Consider the following 17,211-nt stretch of genomic DNA (forward strand, 5'->3'; position numbering starts at 1 on the left):
TAGTAATTCCTCATTCTTCATCCTTCATTAAAGCGGCTCTTCATGAGCAATGACTTTCATCTGGCAATTCTTGCAATCAAAAGACAAGCGGAAACGCTTGCCGTCCGTCCCAACCAAATAATAAGGTTCCCTATAAGGAGAATGTCCTTTCTGATAGGTGGGACACCATCCCATACTGAAACGCAGGCAATGTTTGCAGAACATGAGTACAGCATCCGGAACCGCTTGTGCCTCGTAAGCAGGTGCTATGGACGACAACCCGTGCTCACGGTAGAAACTCCGGGCAGCACCGTTCATCACATTACCCAGATAGGTCAGCGAAGTAGCCGGGAAAGCATGGCTGGTCGGTTTCCAAACAGCCAGCTCACGACGATAAGTAACACGCCGAGCCGCAATCAGCTTATCTATCACCTGCCGGCGCCAGTCCGCCACCGCAGAAGCAGGAAGGAACCAGTTAGCAGAAAGATTGAGCCTGATGCCCGAAGCATCTTCAGACAAATATCCTGCTATCTCAAAAGGAGTATTCCCCAACTTGCCCAGCTGATTACGCAGATTATCCACCTGCGGTGTACGTGCCAACTCTTTCGGATAAGGGAAAGAGAGCGTCACGCGGTTATCATCCTCGTCCGCAGCCGTCAGGCTAAACCCGAAAGAAGTATCTGACAACTCCCAACAAACACCGATTTTACGTTCGGAGGATTTGCGGGTAAGAATACGTTCAAACTCCTGGTCGAAGTTACGATAAAGTCGGGTACGGGGTTTGATACGAGGCACTTCCCCTGCCGGATAGAGTTTGTTACCATCCACCCGGTTGATGCGGAAACCTTGCAAACGTCCCTGCTCATCAAGAAAACAGACACCGTCTCCGTTGTGGAAAGGCTTTACGCCTGCCACCGTGAGATATCCCCCGCGCTGTTCCTTCAAAGTGCCCATCTCCTCTCCCAAAGATTTGGGCGTATCGAACGAAGTGATCTCCCCTCCCCTTCCTTGCAGGAAATAATGGGTGAAACCGCGGCTGAAACTCTTGTCCAACTGTGGCTGGAAATCGAAACGGCAGGTGCCCGAAGAAGCACGGGCATATTCCTTGCGACGGGCAAAAATGGCATCGAGCTTCCTACGGTAAGCCGCCGTCACATTCTTCACATAGGTCACATCCTTCAAGCGGCCTTCTATCTTCAGCGAAGTGGCTCCGGCATCCAGCAGTTCTTCCAACACCTCGCTTTGGTTGAGGTCCTTCAAAGAAAGCAGATGCTTATTACGCACAATGGTCTTGCCATCGGCATCTACCAGACTGAAGGGTAAACGGCAGAATTGCGCACATTCCCCCCGGTTGGCACTCCGTCCGAAACAAGCCTGGCTGACATAGCACTGCCCGCTATAACTGACGCAAAGAGCCCCGTGTACAAAGACTTCGAGCGGCACGTCGGGACACGCCTCATGGATACCGCGTATCTCCTGCAAAGAAAGTTCGCGTGCCAACACCACCTGACGGAAACCGGCATCGGCAAGGAAACGTACTTTCTCCGGCGTACGGTTATCCATCTGCGTACTGCCATGCAACGGAATGGGCGGCAAATTCAACCGCGTAATCCCCATATCCTGTACAATCAGTGCATCCACACCGATGCGGTACAGCTCCCAAATCATCCTCTCCGTCTCTTTCAGCTCTTCTTCTTTCAGAATGGTATTGACCGTCACATAGATACGGGCATTATACAGATGGGCATGCTCCACCAAAGCGGCAATATCCTCCAAAGAGTTGACAGCAGCCGCACGCGCACCGAACTTGGGTGCACCGATGTATACCGCATCTGCCCCATGATTCACAGCTTCTATGCCACACTCCAAATTCTTGGCAGGAGCCAGCAGCTCTATTTTACGTTGCTTTATCATCGTTTAGTTACGAGTAACTCACCCTATTTCATTAATATTATACGGCGTCTCCTGATATACAAAATAATTCAGCCAATTGGAGAACAACAGATTGGCATGGGCACGCCAACGCACCAGCACTCCTTTGTCCGGGTCATCGTCCACATAGTAGTTACGGGGTATCTCAATGGGCAGGCCCTTATTCAAGTCACGGCGATACTCTGTATCCAATGTCAGCGGGGAGTATTCCGAATGGCCGGTCACGAAGAACTCACGCCCTCCACGGGCCACCGCCATATATACACCAGCATCCTCCGACTCGGAAAGCAGCGTCAATTCCGGAACCTTCTGTATATCTTCCCGGCGCACTTCCGTGTGGCGGCTATGCGGCACATAGAACATATCATCAAATCCACGGAAAATGGGATGCAACGGTTGCAAGGTACGATGTTCAAAGATACCGAACATCTTCTTATCCAGTGCATACTTCGGCACTCCATAATGATGATAGAGCCCTGCCTGCGCCGCCCAGCAGATGTAGAGCGTAGAGGTGACATGCGTACGCGCCCAGTCGAAGATTTCAGTAATCTCATCCCAATAAGTCACCTCCTCAAAATCCATCTGCTCTACCGGAGCACCGGTGATAATCATGCCATCGTACTTTTCACCGCGCATCTTGTCGAAATCCGTATAAAATGTTTTCATGTGTTCTATCGGAGTGTTCTTGGAAGTATGGCTTTTTATCTTCATGAACGAGATTTCCACCTGAAGCGGAGTATTGGAAAGCAGACGCACCAGGTCCGTTTCCGTTGTAATCTTTAGCGGCATCAAGTTCAGAATCACGATACGCAGCGGACGGATATCCTGCTGGGTTGCCCGGGAATTGTCAATGACAAATATATTCTCCTCTTTCAGCAACTCGATAGCGGGTAGTTTATCGGGTAAATTTAAAGGCATGAGTTTATATCTATGGTTTAACTTATTACTGTCTACGATTTTAGCGTGTAAAGTTAGGCAAAAAATCAGAGTGTGATAAATAAATTATAAAAGTTTTATCGATTTATCCCTCTTCATTTAACACGTTTAATTACATTTGTACCCGAAACCTATTAAAAGTTATTAAAAAATAAGATTAAAAAGCACTGCGGCATCAAGCGTGATACTGATAATTAGCATCCAAAAGCGTAAAAGACTTTTCCATACCGGTTATAGCTCTGCTAAATCCATATTTTTAAGACAAGGTTCATTGAGTATAATTGGGAAAGCGGAAAAACCGTTGCCCCACAATAATAATACAATGAAGAAACTTATTCTTGCAAGAGGAGTCTTGGCTGCCTCTTTATTCTGCTGCATGTCCTTAGGGAATACAGCTTGTGTGAACCGGATTGACGAAGAATCAGAAGCGGAAATCGAGGAAGGGACGACACCTATCACGTTCTCTATCAAAATGGAAAAAGCCAGTACCAAGGTCACAAACACCGCCTTTGAAAAAGGAGACAGAATGGGCTTGTTTGCAACCACTTCCTCCGGCTCCATCAAGGGAAAACGGTATATTGACAATCTGGCCCTGGAATATACGGAAGGCTCCACACTGGTTCCCAAAAAGACAGTATTCTATCCGGAAGGAGATGTGTCACTGGACTTTATCAGTTACCACCCTTACCAAACCGAAGGGGTAGCTGCCGGTACACCCGTTCTTCCCGTATCTGTGCAGATAGACCAGAGCAATGAGAAAAACCGCGCACAAAGTGACTTCTTGGTAGCTAAAGCGCAAGGAATCACCAGTAAAACCAAATCTGTAACCCTGGAGTTCCAACACAAGCTGTCCAAACTGGCAATCTCTCTGACACCCGACGCAAGCAACTCTGCCAATGATTTGCTGAAAGCCAATCCGCGTATCATCGCAACCGGGCTCAAGACCTCGGCCGATTATAATCTGGAAGACGGGACTTTCAGTAATCTTACGGGGACACAAGACATCATAGCCTCCGGCGAATGGAGCGTCAAAGACAACAAACTTACCGGCAAGGAATTCATCATCATACCCCAAACGATAAATGATGGCAAGCAATCCTTCATTATGGAGTGGAGCGGACGTATATACAGTTGTGCAATACCCGAAGTGGAAATGAGTAGCAGCACGCAATGTATCATTAACATATCAGCCATGCAGAGCAACAGCAACGTACTGAGCAGTTTTGCCGGAAAAATCAAGGAATGGAGCAGCCTCCCTCCCATCGACACCGACAATATGGAAGATTACACTGCCATACATATCTCCGCTCTCTCCTTTTCTCTTTCAAATGTGTACAGAATTTATCACGAAGGGATACCCATTGCAGAAGTCTGCAAGGAATATCTCAAATCAGCGTCATTGACTTCCAGAGCCGTTATAGCCTATCCCATAGGCGAAAATGAAAAGACCGACCTGAGCAATGGAGTCATCCTACAGCTTGCAGACCGTAAAGACACCATCTGCGGAGGAAGAATAAGCTGGAATACAGACGACTATGGATTTACCTACACTAAAGGGGAATATACCGGCATAGACAAGCTCTATATAGACAATAACCATAAGCTACTTCTGGATAAACCGGAAAACGCCATCAAAGTGAATGTGGCATGCTACACCCTTCGAGACATCAGAAAAGGAGTGTCTACCGAATACCCCATTGTCAAGATTGGAGCCCAATACTGGATGGGTAAAGAGCTCCATGCCACCACCTACCGTGACGGAGCTCCCTTGAAAAAACAGAGTGACTTGGGAACAGACAAAGCCGGATATTACAAGCCGGACAAATATGATATTTATTTTTACAATGGAGAATCCATACTGGCAGGAGAGCTGGCTCCCGAGGGCTGGAAAATTCCATCGGATGCAGACTGGGAACAGCTGAAAAACTACACCGGCAACGATGCCTCCATACTAAAAGCAGGAGAATGGCAGGCAATGGTATCCGGTGAAGTTGCCCCCGTCAACAACCATACCCGGTTCAATGCTTTTCCCGTAGGAATGTGGTACAACAAGGGGCACAACAGCCCAAACAAAATGACCGCCTTCTGGAGTTGGGACTACACAAAGCATACCCTTTCGGAAAGCACCATTTATTTTCTCGGAGAAAGCGACGAGTTTGTATCAAGCGCCGCCCATGTCACCGGCAAGCCCTACTATAAAGCTCTTTCCATCCGTTGTATAAAAGAATAGCCGGCAATTTCGACATTTCTCATTTCTTTTTTGTATTTTTGTTCCCAATGTGCAAGATTTTTGCCAATCGGACAAAGATAACGAAAGAGAAATGAGAGTAATCGACTTGATAAACAGTAACGAAAAAACAGCTTTTTCCTTTGAAATATTGCCACCACTGAAAGGTACGGGCATCGAAAAGCTGTATCAGACCATAGATACGTTACGGGAATTCGACCCCAAATACATCAACATCACCACGCACCGCAGCGAGTACGTATACAAAGACCTCGGGAACGGATTGTTCCAGCGAAACCGCCTACGCCGCCGCCCCGGCACCGTAGCCGTAGCTGCTGCCATCCAGAACAAGTACAACATCACCATGGTGCCGCACATCCTTTGCAGCGGCTTCACCCGCGAAGAGACGGAGTACGTGCTGCTCGACCTGCAATTCCTCGGCATCACCGACCTGCTGGTGCTTCGTGGCGACAAGGCAAAGCACGAATCCTCTTTTATCCCCGTGGGCAACGGTTACCACCACGCCGTCGAACTACAAGAGCAAATCAACAACTTCAATAAAGGTATTTTTGTGGACGGCTCCGAGATGAAAGTTACCAATACCCCGTTTTCATACGGTGTGGCGTGCTATCCGGAAAAGCATGAAGAAGCCCCCAACATGGATACAGACATCTACTGGCTAAAGAAGAAAATGGAAATGGGTGCAGAGTATGCCGTGACCCAGCTCTTCTACGACAACCGGAAATATTTCGACTTCGTGGAACGTGCCCGTCAAGCCGGTGTCACCATCCCGATTATCCCGGGCATCAAGCCCTTCAAGAAGTTGTCACAACTCAGCATGATACCCAAGACGTTCAAAGTAGATTTGCCCGAGGAACTGACCCAAGAGGTTCTGAAGTGCAACACCGATGCGGAAGCTCAGCAAGTGGGTATCGAATGGTGCGTGCAGCAGTGCAAAGAGCTGATAGCCCATGGCGTCCCAAGCCTCCACTTCTACTCGGTAGGAGCTACAGACAGCATCAAGGAAGTAGCCAAACAAATCTACTAAACAATGGACAATCAACAGTTGACAATTGACAATAGGCAGTGTCACAAGTAATAACTTATAACTAATTAACCCGTGTTCAGTTTCAAGGACATAATAGGCCAAGAGGCAGCCAAGCAAAGGCTGATACAAGAAGTGCAGGAAGGACGTATCCCCCACGCACAACTCTTCTGTGGCCCTGCCGGAGTAGGAAAACTCCCATTGGCACTTGCCTATGCCCGCTACATCTGCTGTCCCAACCGGACGGAAACCGATGCCTGCGGTACTTGTCCCTCCTGCGTAAAATGGAATAAGCTGGTGCACCCGGACGTACACTTCGTATACCCTATCGTCAAGAGCGCCAAAGGGAAAAAGGAAGTCTGCGACGACTATATCGCCAACTGGCGGCACCTGTTGCTGAACAGCCCCTACTTCGGGCTGAACCACTGGCTGAACGAGATGGATGCCGAAAACGGACAAGCTATTATCTATGCCAAAGAAAGCGACGAGATAACCCGCAAGCTGAGTCTGAAATCCAGTGAAGGAGGTTACAAAGTCACCATCGTATGGCTACCCGAAAAGCTGCATGAAGTATGCGCCAACAAGCTGCTGAAACTGCTGGAAGAGCCACCCGAGAAAACGATATTCCTCCTCATCTCCGAAGCTCCGGAAATGATACTGCCCACCATCCTCAGCCGCACGCAGCGCTTCAACATTCCTAAGATTGAAGAAGCCGACATAGCCGAAGCCCTGCAGCAGAAGTACGGAGTGCAGCCCCGCGACAGCGAGACGATAGCCCACCTGGCAAACGGAGACTTTATCAAAGCATTGGAGACCATCCATCTGAACGAAGAGAACGAACTGTTCTTCAACCTCTTTGTCAGCCTGATGCGACTCTCCTACCAGCGCAAGATACGGGAAATGAAACAATGGAGCGAGCAGCTTGCTGCCATGGGACGCGAACGGCAGAAGAACTTCCTGGACTACTGCCAGCGCATGACCCGCGAGAACTTCATCTACAACCTGCACCGCAAGGAGATGAACTACATGACGCTGCCCGAACAGAACTTCGCCACCCGTTTCGCCCCCTTTGTCAACGAACGGAACGTCATGGGTATCATGGACGAACTAAGTGAAGCGCAACGCCACATCGAGCAGAACGTAAACGCCCGCATGGTGTTTTTCGACTTCTCTCTCAAAATGATTGTTTTATTGAAACAATGAAAAGTGGCAAAATAATGAAATGCAAAGTATCAAATCGTAAATAGTAAATAGTAAATAAATAGATGATGGAATTTAAACTACATAATGGAAGCGGAGGTCTCTGCTGCAAGAGTTGCGGCAGGCAGGACAAGCAACTGAACACCTACGACTGGCTGGCAGACATTCCGGGCAATGCCGATGAGAGCGAGCTGGTAGAGGTTCAGTTCAAGAATACCCGCAAGGGATATTTCCGCAACAGCAACAAGATACCTCTGGAGAAAGGCGACATCGTAGCCGTAGAAGCCACCCCCGGACATGATATCGGTGTGGTGACCCTGACCGGACGTCTCGTGCCGCTGCAAATGAAGAAAGCCAATATCAAGTCTGAGGCAGACATCAAACGCATTTACCGCAAGGCGAAGCCTGTGGATATGGAGAAGTACAACGAGGCAAAAGCCCGTGAACACTCCACCATGATACGCTCGCGTCAGATAGCCCTGGACCTCAACCTCAACATGAAGATTGGAGACGTGGAATATCAGGGAGACGGCAACAAGGCCATCTTCTACTACATAGCCGACGAACGGGTGGACTTCCGCCAGCTCATCAAAGTACTTGCCGACGCTTTTCGCGTGCGTATCGAGATGAAACAGATTGGTGCCCGCCAGGAAGCCGGACGCATCGGCGGTATCGGTCCCTGCGGACGCGAGCTGTGCTGCGCCACCTGGATGACCTCCTTCGTATCGGTATCCACCAGCGCGGCGCGCTTCCAGGACATTTCACTGAATCCGCAGAAGCTTGCCGGACAATGCGCCAAACTGAAGTGCTGCCTCAACTACGAAGTAGACTGCTACGTGGAAGCACAGAAACGCCTGCCCTCACGCGAGATTACCTTAGAGACCAAAGACGGTGAGTTCTTCTTCTTCAAAGCCGACATTCTGAGCAACCAGATAACCTACTCGAGCGACAAGAACATCCCTGCCAACCTGGTGACCATCAGCGGCAGACGCGCCTTCGAGATTATCGGTTTGAACAAACGTGGCATCAAGCCCGACAGCTTGATAGAAGAAACCCATCGCTCCGAGCCCAAAAAGCCGGTGGACTTGCTGGAACAAGAGAGCCTCACCCGCTTTGACCGCAGCCGGAAAGGCAAGAGTGGCAGTGACGGCAACGGTGGCGAGAACAGCAACAACAGCCGTAACAAGAGAAAGAAAAAGAGTGGAAACGGTCGTCCGCAAGGAGGTGAGCAGCAGGGTGCTCCGCAATCCAACAACCAGAGAGAACAATCCAGGCAAGACCGGCAACCGAGACAGAAACAAGACCGGCAAGCACCCAAACAAGGTGAACAGCAACAAGGCGAACGTCAACAACGGAACAATAACAACCGTCGTCCGCCCCGTAACAATAAGCCCAAACCTCAAGGTGAAAGACCTGCCCAAAATGACAAACCGGCTCAAGAATAGGAATCTCTGCCTGAAAGGTATCATACTACTGTTTGTCGCAAGCCTGCTGAGCGCTTGCGACAAACAGACTGTATACCATTCCTTCCAATCCCTTCCCACCGAAGGCTGGCTGCGCGAAGACACGCTCTCTTTCGACGTGAAGGTCACCGACTCACTGACCTACTACAAACTGTCTTTGGAAGTTCGTAACCGAAGCAACTACCCCTATCAGAATCTACCTCTATCCATCTGCTACACCATCGCAGATTCCATTCCGTCACCCACGGACACCATACAGCTAATCCTCGCGGACAAAGAAGGAATCTGGAAAGGTGACGGCTGGGGAGGTCTCTATCAGACTGCCGTCTCCGCAGGAAGCGTTCAAATCGGCAAACCCGGCACCTACCTCTTTAAAGTGGCCTATACGCTACCGGACGAAAGGCTGCAAGGAATCAATGACATCGGCATCAAACTGAAGAGATAGGAACTCCCTATTGTTCTTTATCACCTTCTTCTAACAACCATCTCAGTCTCCCACTCACGTCTCCTTGAAGCGGAAACGGGCGGGGTATCATAACTTGCCCTCTTACCTCATAGCGTTACGTCTTTTACGCCAGGATGTAACGACCGTTACACCAGCATGTAAAGGGCGTTACAATATAGCGTAAAAGTCGTTACGATACAGCGTAAAGGACGTTACAATGCGGTGTAACAGCCTTTACATTACGATGTCAACAATGTGTAAATGCAATGTAATGATAATCAAGTCCATTCGTATGTCCCACAAGGAAACGGTCATAACTAAATTCGGCGATTACGTCCCGCATCAATCCGCAGGAAAATAAACAGCAGGATTGTGAATCCCCAAAGAGAAGAACCTCCGTAACTGAAGAAAGGCAACGGGATACCGATGACGGGGGTCAGTCCCAGCACCATGCCTATATTGATGAATAGATGGAACAAGAATATACTAAGCACAGAGTAACCATACACCCGGCCAAAGGGAGATTGCTGCCGCTCGGCCACGGCAATCAGCCGTAAAATAAGAATAAGGAACAGTAACAGTACAGCCGTAGACCCTACGAATCCTTCCTCCTCACCCACGGTGCAAAAAATGAAGTCCGTATCTTGCTCCGGCACATACTTCAGCTTTGTCTGCGTACCGTTCAAGAAACCTTTGCCGGTCAGCCCCCCGGAACCGATGGCTATCTTCGACTGGTTCACGTTATAGCCGGCACCAGCAAGGTCCTCTTCCATACCGAGCACCACCTTGATACGTATCTGTTGATGGGGCTCCAGCACTTTATTGAAGAAGTAGTCGCTGGAGTAGAGGAAACCTATCGAACCCAAAGCAAACAGCCCAATCAGAAAATAAGATAAATGGCGCTCGCTTAAAGAAAGAAAGACAAGATACCCGACAACAAGTGCACAAAGCCCCCACTGCACCCACACCAAGTTGAAGGGTACCACGTATTCCGAAATCAGATAAGCCACGAGCAGCACTCCCAGCGAACCGCCGATAATATTCCGCGTGGGTTCCCAACGTTTTTTATAAACCCATACCATGCCTCCGGCAAAAAGCAGTACCATCAGCAGCACGGCAAATTCTCCGATAGGCGTCGGCGTATCGGCAATCATCACCGCATCAAAACGGATACCCACCACGAAGTAGACCACTGCACATATACCCGAGAACAGCACCACGCCCGGCATTCCCTCCCGATAAAGCATCAGGAAAAATGCAGAGTACACCAATGCCGAACCCGTCTCCCGCTGCAGGATAATCAGCAACATGGGGAAGAGAATCAGGAAAGCCAGCATAAGGGAGCTTTTCCAGTTCTTCATCGTAAACGAGTAGGCGCTCATATACTTGGCAAGCGCCAGCGCCGTGGCAAACTTGGCAAACTCCGCCGGCTGCAAACTGACCGGCCCCAGGATGAGCCACGACCGCGACCCTTTTGTGTCGGGCGCAATGAATATCGTGACAATCAGCAACAGCATCAGCCCTATATATATAAGGTAGGAGAACATGTCATAGAGGGAATCGTCCAGCATCAGCAGCACAAACCCCAGCCCGAAGGAACATATAATCCAGACAAACTGCTTGCCGGCACGCGTAGAGAAGTCCAGAAAGTCACGGTCACCATAATCATAACTCGCCCCACAGACACTGAACCAGCCGAATACAATCAGCAGCAGGTAAACGACAATCGTCACCCAGTCCAATGATTTCCATATGCTATCTCTCCTTGTCACCAATTTATTTACGATTTTACGATTTACTATTTACTATTGAAGTCACTCACCGTTCATCCCTAACCCCTCATCATCATCTCTCCTCATCTCCGTAAAGTATCACCCGGTTACTGAATTCTTCCGCCCGTATCTCATTCTCGGGCGACAACTTTCCATGCAGATACTGGTCCATCATCATGGCACCGATAGGTACGCCATACGTGGCACCGAAACCACCGTTCTCCACATAGACGGCAATGGCTATCTTAGGGTTGTCCATCGGGGCAAAGCCCATAAAGACAGAATGGTCCTTGCCGCGGTTCTGTGCCGTGCCCGTCTTTCCGCAGACCTCCACACCCGGCAGGATGGCTCCCGCCATGCGGCAAGTGGCGCTACCCGTACTTCCGTCTACGGCGGCACGCATACCTTTCACCACCATTTCATAATATTCGCGGTCGATGGTGGGATAACGGGGATTGCGATAGATGCTGTCCAGTTCATTGTCTTCTATCTCCTTCACGATGTGCGGAGTAATGAAATGCCCCCGGTTGGCAATGGTGGCACCCAGATTGGCTATCTGCAACGGGGTGGCAAGAATCTCTCCCTGCCCGATGGAGATACTAATCACCGTCAGACCGTTCCACGAACCCCGATAGGGCTTGTCGTAGAACTTGGCATTCGGTATCAGTCCACGCTGTTCGCCGGGGAGGTCGGTACCGAGCCGATAGCCGAAGCCCTGCGATACCATGTGGTCTTTCCATACGGTAATGGCATTCTGCGGCGAACCGTATTTTTTATCACCGAACATGCGATACAATCCCCAACAGAAATAGGAATTACAAGAGGTCGCGATGGCAGGAATCAGCGACAGAGGCGAACCATGTCCGTGACATCCCACATGAAGGCCTTTATGATTGAAACCATGCGCACAAGGGAAAGTCGGATAATCTTCGTGGATAATCTCTTCTTGAAGGAAAGTCAGTGCCTGCGCCGTCTTGAAGGTGGAGCCCGGCGGATAAGCTCCCATGATGGCACGGTTCAACAAAGGCTTCCGCTTGTCCATCTGCAACAGGCGGTGGTTCTTTCCCCGCTGGCGCCCTATCATCAGATGAGGGTCAAAGGTAGGCGAGGAAACCATACATAGAATCTCACCCGTAGCCGGTTCGATGGCCACAATGGCACCGATTTTGTGTTGAAGCAGTCGTTCTCCCAACATCTGAAGGTCAATGTCGATGCCCAACGTCAGGTTCTTGCCGGGTACGGAGGAACGGTCCAACTGTCCGTCCATGTAGTGTCCCTGGATACGCCCGTGAGCGTCACGAAGCAGAATCTCCACCCCCTTCTCTCCACGCAGATACTTTTCATAGGATTTCTCGATGCCTTGCTTGCCTATATAGTCTCCGCGAATATAATAGTCATCGTTCTCAATGTCTTTCTTGGACACTTCGCCGATGTCTCCCAGCAAATGGCCGGCAGAGTTATAGGTATATTGGCGGATAGTACGCCGCTGAATATAGAAACCTGGAAATTTGAACAGCTTCTCCTGAAACACACCGCACTCTTCGGCAGAAAGCTGCGTCATGAACACCTGATGGGTGTATTTGGAATAACCGGGGTTCATCCAGCGGTTCTTGACGTCCTTCATCCGTTTGTCAAACTGCTCACGGGTAATGTTCAAGGCACTGCAAAGGTCGAGTGTATCCAGCTGCGTCACCTCCCGAGGCACAAACGTAATATCATAGGCAGGCTGGTTAAACACGAGCAACTTACCGTTACGGTCGTAGATAGCCCCCCGTGATGGATATTGTATCTTGTTCAGAAAAGCGTTACTGTCCGCGTTCTTCTTGTAGTCATCAGTCATGATTTGCAGGTCGAACAGCCGGAACACGTAAATAAGAACGATGACAATAGCCGCCGCTCCAATTACATATTTCCGCTTTTCCAGTGTATAGTCTTTCATCAATTCCTAATCCTTAATCCCTTTATCCTTTCTTTCTTATTCCCTCAACAGCCATAATGCAGGTCACAGTAAGCAGGGTACTTGCCGCAATTCTCAACAACAGCGTACCAATATGGGCAAAAGAGAAGAATTCGAGGGTAAGCAACAAGCCGTGATGTATCAGCACACTCACAACCAGATATTTCAGGAAAGGAAGAATCCCCATTGTACGGATGGCCGGAACCAGTGTATCCAACGTGTCACGAGGCACGAACAGCCGCAGGAAAGTGGGGCGCAAGAAAGCCAGCAACACCGTAGCGGCAGCGTTCATCCCCGGTGTGTCGGAAAAGACGTCGACAGCCAGCCCTAAAAAGAATGCCCACAACATCAACGCATTGCGGGGAGTGTCCGACTCAAACTTCAGTATCAAGTAGATATACAGAAATGGAGTGGCATATCCTGCAATATGCACATTGTTCAATATCAGCACCTGCAACAGTACCAAGCCTATGAACCATCCTATTTTATGCAGATAATTAATTAACAACGCTAATGAGTTATAAGTTACGAGTTACAAGTTATTGAGTGTATAAGTTATAAGATATAAAGATGATTAATCCCTAATCCTTAACCCCTAATCCCTAATTTCTTAGTCACTTCTCGTCTGCCCTCGACTCCAATGCCTTTTGTTCATCCTGCCCGTTGCGGGAAATGACGCGCACATTGCTCACCTTTCCAAAGTCCGTAGCCAGCTTTATCTTCAACAGATACGAAAGCCCGTCGTGCGAGTCAGACATGTCATCCACCGTCCCCACCATGACACCTTCTGGAAACACGGTGGAATAGCCGCTGGTCACTACTGTATCTCCCAGATTGAATTCGGCATGCCGGGGCAAATCCTTCAGATAGGCAAAACGGGAATTACCTCCCTCCCACTTCAAATAACCGAAATAATCACTGCCCACAATCTTACAGCTGATGCTTGACTTGCTGTTCAGCAACGGAATGACCAATGAATAATGAGGAGAGGTTTTATACACAATACCCACCACGCCATTGGCATCCACAACTCCCATCTCAGGACGGATACCTTCTGTTGTTCCACGGTCTAAAGTGATATAATTGTCAGCCTTGTTCAAGCTGTTCTTTATGACATTCGCCTTGAATATCTGATACTCCGTAGGAGCAAGCCGTTCCATGCTGTACAACCTGGCGGAGTCCAATCCTTTCTCCTTCAAGACATTTTCCAGAAACGAAAGCCGCTGCTCCAGCCACATGTTGCGGTCGAGCAGGTCTTCGTTGGCCGTCTTCAAGTGGAAATAGGAAGTGATGCCACCCGATATTTCATAAACCTTCCCCGCCACGCCATTGGCAGAGGTGAAATACACACTCTGCTGGTAATGATTAAAGCGAAATAATAAAATAAAACTGGCAACCTCTAACAGAAGAAAGAGGAACCAGTAATTATATTTAATGAGAAAGTTTAATAAATTTCGCATTACCGCATCAAGAATGAGAAGCGGTCAACGTTCTTCAATGCCACGCCCGTACCTTTGGCAACGGCATGCAAGGGGTCTTCCGCAATGTGGAACGGTATGTTTATTTTATCAGTCAGACGCTTATCCAGTCCACGAAGCAATGCACCGCCACCGGCAAGATAGATACCGTTGTGAACGATGTCGGCATACAATTCGGGAGGCGTATTTTCCAATGCGCTCAAGATGGCTGTCTCAATCTTAGAGATAGACTTCTCCAAGCAATGCGCCACTTCCTGATAGCATACCGGCACTTCCATGGGCAATGCCGTGATGCGGTTCGGACCATGAACGATATAGTCTTCAGGAGCATCCTCACCGAGTTCCGTCAAGGCAGCACCCACATTAATCTTAATACGCTCAGCCATACGCTCGCTGACCTTCACGTTGTGCTGGCGGCTCATGTATTCCTGAATATCGGCAGTCAAGTCGTCACCGGCAATGCGGATGGAGTTGTTACTTACGATACCTCCCAAAGAGATAACGGCAATTTCCGTAGAACCACCACCTATGTCAACAATCATGTTGCCTTCGGGAGCCTCTACATCGATACCGATACCGATGGCAGCAGCCATCGGCTCGAAAATCAAATAAACGTCGCGCCCGCCGGCATGCTCGGCAGAGTCGCGCACGGCACGCAGCTCCACTTCGGTACTGCCCGAAGGAACACCAATCACCATGCGGAGTGACGGAGAGAAAAGACGGTTACGGTTGTTCACCATCTTGATAAGTCCACGTATCATCTGCTCGCAGGCATAGAAGTCGGCAATCACACCATCGCGCAACGGACGGATGGTACGTATGTTTTCGTGGGTCTTTTCGTGCATCATCTTTGCCTTGTCACCCACGGCAATCATCTTATCGGTACGACGGTCCAAAGCCACCACCGAAGGCTCATCCACCACAATCTTGCCATTCGTGGTGATGATGGTATTGGCTGTGCCAAGGTCCATCGCTATTTCTTGTGTAAAGGAGAATAATCCCATTAATATTTACGATTTAACTATTTACGATTTACGATTGATATTCCTCTTGTTTACAATTTGAGATTCAGACTTACGATGTAACTTCAATCGTAAATCGTAAATCGTCAAATCGTAAATCCGAATTAGTGTTTAAAGTGACGGAACCCAGTAGTTACCATGGCAATGCCATGCTCGTTGCAATATTCAAACGAGAGTTCATCCTTGATGCTTCCACCCGGCTGGATGACGGCTGTTACGCCTTCATTGCCGGCAATTTCCACGCAGTCGGGGAAGGGGAAGAATGCGTCACTTGCCATTACAGCGCCATTCAAGTCGAAACCGAAGTTCTTGGCTTTCTCGATAGCCTGCTTCAAAGCATCTACACGGCTGGTCTGGCCTACACCGCTTGCCAACAACTGCTTTCCTTTTGCCAACACAATGGCATTCGACTTACTGTTCTTCACAATCTTGTTTGCAAAGAGCATGTCCTCGATTTCCTGTGCAGTGGGAGCCTTCGTAGTTACAGTCTTCAATTCTTCAGGAGTTTCCACCTTAAGGTCGCGGTCCTGAACCAATACGCCATTCAGCAAAGAACGGAACTGCTTCTTAGGCAGAGCTGCCGGCTTGCGAACCAGGATAATACGGTTCTTCTTCTGACCGAGGATTTCCAACGCATCCACATCATAATCGGGAGCGATAATCACCTCAAAGAAAATTTTATTGATTTCTTCGGCAGCAGCCTTGTCAACCACGGCATTCGTGATGAGCACACCACCAAAAGCGGATACCGGGTCACCGGCAAGCGCATCGTTCCATGCTTCGAGCACAGTGGGACGTGAAGCCAGTCCACAAGCATTATTATGCTTCAGGATAGCGAAAGTCGTATCCTTGAATTCGTCAATCAAGTCAACGGCAGCATTGATGTCGAGCAGGTTGTTATAAGAGATTTCCTTACCGTGAATCTGGTCGAACATAGCATCCAGATTGCCATAGAAATAACCTTTCTGATGCGGATTCTCACCATAGCGTAAAGTCTTCTGGCTGTTGGCAGAACAACGGAAAGCGGAACCTTCCTCGCCATCGAAATAGTTGAAGATGGCAGAATCATAGTGTGAAGACACTCCGAAAGCCTCTTTGGCAAACCAACGGCGTTCTTCGATGGTAGTAGTGGCTCCGTGTTCCATCAGCATGTCGCGGAACGGCTGATATTGTGCTTGCGAAGCGATGATAACCACGTCGTTATAGTTCTTGGCTGCGGCACGAATCAGAGAGATACCGCCTATGTCAATCTTTTCGATGATGGCAGGTTCTTCGGCACCACTGGCAACGGTAGCCTCAAACGGATAGAGGTCAACAATGACGAGGTCTATTTCGGGGATTTCATATTTTTCAATCTGTTGCATGTCTTGCTCCAATCCGCGGCGGCAAAGAATACCTCCAAAAACCTTCGGATGTAAAGTCTTCACGCGTCCGCCCAGGATGGAAGGGTATGTAGTGAGGTCTTCCACTGCCTTGCAGGGATAACCCAGGGATTCTATAAACTGACGGGTTCCACCGGTTGAGAGGAACTCTACACCTTCTTCATGCAGTTTGGTAATGATTTCGTCCAAACCTTCCTTATGGTAAACAGATACCAGAGCTGTTTTGATTCTTTTTGTTTCAGACATGGATTTGCGTATTAAAGTATGCGTATATTAGTATTTGATGCGCAAAGTTACAAATTTTGTTTATTCATACATACATTCATACACAATAAATTAGGTATAATTAAAAAAGGCGGCATCTGTTTCCAGT

Annotated in this window: 13 protein-coding genes; 5 read left to right on the plus strand and 8 right to left on the minus strand. The window is 48.9% G+C overall.

Features of this window, described 5'->3' with window-relative positions; all coding sequences use genetic code 11:
* Positions 1 to 27: 27 nt before the first annotated feature.
* Positions 28 to 1,893 (minus strand): peptidase U32 family protein, encoded by a 1,866-nt coding sequence (locus tag DWZ67_RS15540; RefSeq protein WP_057097262.1) that lies wholly within the window; start codon positions 1,891 to 1,893, stop codon positions 28 to 30.
* Positions 1,894 to 1,911: 18 nt separating this feature from the next.
* Positions 1,912 to 2,829 (minus strand): homoserine O-succinyltransferase, encoded by a 918-nt coding sequence (metA, locus tag DWZ67_RS15545; protein ID WP_005828529.1) that lies wholly within the window; start codon positions 2,827 to 2,829, stop codon positions 1,912 to 1,914.
* 340 nt (positions 2,830 to 3,169) lie between these two features.
* Here metA and DWZ67_RS15550 point away from each other — a divergent pair, with 340 nt between their 5' ends.
* From DWZ67_RS15550 to DWZ67_RS15570, 5 genes are all read left to right on the plus strand, one after another.
* Positions 3,170 to 5,077, plus strand: a complete 1,908-nt coding sequence (locus DWZ67_RS15550; protein WP_120139271.1) for a fimbrillin family protein — start codon at positions 3,170 to 3,172, stop codon at positions 5,075 to 5,077.
* A 91-nt stretch (positions 5,078 to 5,168) separates the two neighbouring features.
* A complete protein-coding gene (gene metF, locus DWZ67_RS15555; RefSeq protein ID WP_016274213.1) occupies positions 5,169 to 6,122 on the plus strand; it encodes a methylenetetrahydrofolate reductase [NAD(P)H] in 954 nt (317 codons plus the stop codon).
* Positions 6,123 to 6,194: 72 nt separating this feature from the next.
* Positions 6,195 to 7,322: a DNA polymerase III subunit delta' gene (gene holB / locus DWZ67_RS15560; protein ID WP_005828533.1), complete on the plus strand. Its 1,128-nt coding sequence runs from the start codon at positions 6,195 to 6,197 to the stop codon at positions 7,320 to 7,322.
* A 65-nt stretch (positions 7,323 to 7,387) separates the two neighbouring features.
* Positions 7,388 to 8,764: a regulatory iron-sulfur-containing complex subunit RicT gene (gene ricT / locus DWZ67_RS15565; RefSeq protein WP_207888813.1), complete on the plus strand. Its 1,377-nt coding sequence runs from the start codon at positions 7,388 to 7,390 to the stop codon at positions 8,762 to 8,764.
* Complete coding sequence (locus DWZ67_RS15570; RefSeq protein ID WP_061412065.1) at positions 8,742 to 9,227, plus strand: gliding motility lipoprotein GldH; 486 nt, start codon at positions 8,742 to 8,744, stop codon at positions 9,225 to 9,227. Before ricT ends, DWZ67_RS15570 begins: the two co-directional genes overlap by 23 nt.
* Before the next feature lie 317 nt (positions 9,228 to 9,544).
* Here the strand turns inward: DWZ67_RS15570 and rodA are convergent, their stop codons facing one another.
* From rodA to purH, 6 genes are all read right to left on the minus strand, one after another.
* Positions 9,545 to 11,002, minus strand: coding sequence for a rod shape-determining protein RodA (gene rodA, locus DWZ67_RS15575; RefSeq protein ID WP_061412063.1), 1,458 nt, complete (start codon positions 11,000 to 11,002; stop codon positions 9,545 to 9,547).
* 70 nt (positions 11,003 to 11,072) lie between these two features.
* Positions 11,073 to 12,941: a penicillin-binding protein 2 gene (mrdA, locus tag DWZ67_RS15580; RefSeq protein WP_034523063.1), complete on the minus strand. Its 1,869-nt coding sequence runs from the start codon at positions 12,939 to 12,941 to the stop codon at positions 11,073 to 11,075.
* A 19-nt stretch (positions 12,942 to 12,960) separates the two neighbouring features.
* Positions 12,961 to 13,464 carry a rod shape-determining protein MreD gene (gene mreD / locus DWZ67_RS15585; protein WP_005828540.1) on the minus strand — a complete coding sequence of 168 codons (504 nt, stop codon included), beginning with the start codon at positions 13,462 to 13,464 and terminating at the stop codon, positions 12,961 to 12,963.
* Positions 13,465 to 13,570: 106 nt separating this feature from the next.
* Positions 13,571 to 14,416: a rod shape-determining protein MreC gene (gene mreC, locus DWZ67_RS15590; RefSeq protein WP_005828542.1), complete on the minus strand. Its 846-nt coding sequence runs from the start codon at positions 14,414 to 14,416 to the stop codon at positions 13,571 to 13,573.
* Positions 14,416 to 15,438 (minus strand): rod shape-determining protein, encoded by a 1,023-nt coding sequence (locus DWZ67_RS15595; protein ID WP_005828544.1) that lies wholly within the window; start codon positions 15,436 to 15,438, stop codon positions 14,416 to 14,418. The genes mreC and DWZ67_RS15595 overlap by 1 nt, the downstream gene beginning before the upstream one ends.
* 122 nt (positions 15,439 to 15,560) lie before the next feature.
* On the minus strand, positions 15,561 to 17,084 hold the full coding sequence (purH, locus tag DWZ67_RS15600; RefSeq protein WP_117681358.1) for a bifunctional phosphoribosylaminoimidazolecarboxamide formyltransferase/IMP cyclohydrolase: 1,524 nt from the start codon (positions 17,082 to 17,084) through the stop codon (positions 15,561 to 15,563).
* Between the last annotated feature and the right edge of the window lie 127 nt (positions 17,085 to 17,211).

It is taken from the genome of Bacteroides sp. AF34-31BH (assembly GCF_003602795.1).
GTDB classification, from domain to species: Bacteria; Bacteroidota; Bacteroidia; order Bacteroidales; family Bacteroidaceae; genus Bacteroides; species Bacteroides uniformis.